At 70.9% G+C, this 1,632-nt stretch carries 2 protein-coding genes; both read right to left on the bottom strand.

What is annotated here, in order from left to right; genetic code table 11:
- Nucleotides 1–712: helix-turn-helix domain-containing protein (locus AC3XYG_RS30420; protein ID WP_489143624.1), on the bottom strand; the 712-nt coding region annotated here is incomplete at its 3' end.
- A 179-nt stretch (nt 713–891) separates the two neighbouring features.
- The gene (locus AC3XYG_RS30415) at nt 892–1,605 is read right to left on the bottom strand and encodes an SDR family oxidoreductase (RefSeq protein ID WP_489143623.1); all 714 of its coding nucleotides are present in this window, start codon (nt 1,603–1,605) and stop codon (nt 892–894) included.
- Nucleotides 1,606–1,632 lie beyond the last annotated feature (27 nt).

The following is a 1,632-nucleotide window of genomic DNA, read 5'->3' as shown; positions in this document are numbered from 1 at the left end:
GCCGCGCCAGCACGAACTGGTGCGGCGCGCAGCCGGTGGCGGCCTTGAAGGCGCGGCTGAAATGGAACGGGCTGAGATGGGCGATCGCGGCCAGGTCGGCCAGGCTCAGATCGCCATCTTCCAGCGCCCCCTCGATGTGGTCCAGCACCCGGCGCAGCCGCTCCGGCGACAGGGCGTCGGGGCGCTCGGGCCGCGGCGCCGGCCGGTGCGACAGCAGGCGCAGGGTGCAGGCGGCGAAGGCGATGCCCAGCTGCTCCGCCAGCAGCGGGTCGGTGGCGTCGGGGTGGCGGGCCAGCTCGGCCAGCGCCAGGGCGACATGGATGGTCACCGGGTCGGCCGCGACCAGCATCTCGGCATCCTCGATATCCGCCGGCCCGACATCCTGGCCGATCCGGCGATAGGCGTCGGGGTGCTGGAAGATCGAGATGTAGTCGGCGCCGTCGCCATCGACGAACAGCGCCAGCCCCGCCGGCTGGACGCCCAGGGTGTAGCGCGGCCGGTCCGCCCGCAGCGTCGGCCCGTCGCCGATGCGGAAGGCATAGCGGCCGTGGCGGCTGCGGTTCAGCGACAGCCGGTGCAGCGTGCCGCGCGATTCCATCTGCCCGGCGTCGCTGCGATAGCACTCGACCATGACATCCGGCCGCGCCACCGCCGCATAATCGTGCAGCGCCGGGCGGCTGATGGCGAAGACCGTGGGATCCAGACCGTCCATCTCTTTCCTGCTCTCCCTGGCCGTCCCGGCGGGACACCGCGGCTGCGGCGGCCCGAGGGGCCGGTCCGCGGCTCGTGCGGCCACGGTTCCGGGTGCCGTTCCTGTCCCGGAACGACGCAAGCAGCATGCCAGAAGGCGGACGGTGGGGATATTGCCGGCGTGGTCCCGGCCCCGTCAGCTCACCCGTGCGAGGGCGGGTCGATATAGGCGGGGGTGGCGGTGGACAGCGACTGCTTCAGGGCCCGGGTGCTTTCGTCGGCCATGATCTCGCTCTCCCCGGCCTCCAGCGCGTCGTAGGTGTGGCGCGCGACATCCCTGGGATCGTTCTTCGGGATGTCCAGGCCCTTGGTCAGGTCGGTGTCGATGAAGCCGACATGCAGGGAGAGGACCTGGGAGCCCTGGGGCTTCAGCTGGACACGCAGGTGGTTGGTGTAGCTCCAGGCCGCCGCCTTCGACAGCGCATAGGCCGTCAGGATCGGGTTCACCAGCCATGTCAGGTCGGACAACACATTGATGACGGCGCCGGGGCGGTTGCGCTCGAGGATCGGGGCGAAGGCCTGCGAGATGCGGACGATGCCGTAGAGGTTGGTCTCGAACAGGCGGCGCGACTGGGCTTCCAGCTCCGGGTCGAGCGCGCCGTTGGTGATCGCGCCGATGCCGGCGTTGTTGACGACCACGGTGACGTCCCCGCATGAATCCGCGGCGGCGGCGATCGTCTGCGGGTCGGTGACATCAAGCCGCACCGGGATCAGCCCAGGCTCGGCGAAGCCGGTGGTGTCGCGCATGCCGGCATAGACCTTGGCGGCGCCGCGGGCCAGCGCCTCACGGGCAAAGGCGAGGCCCAGGCCGCGGTTGGCGCCGGTGACGAGAACGACCGATCCCCGAATGTTCATGTCCAAACGTCCTTCTGGCCGGCACCG

It is taken from the genome of Inquilinus sp. (genome assembly GCF_057815775.1).
The sequence above is the reverse complement of the archived record's forward strand: the minus strand, read 5'-3'. Positions and strand labels throughout refer to the sequence as shown.

Coding starts and splice junctions, on each gene's coding strand:
- AC3XYG_RS30415 (WP_489143623.1), bottom strand. CDS start 1,605: ATGAACATTCGGGGATCGGTCGTTCTCGTCACCGGCGCCAACCGCGGC.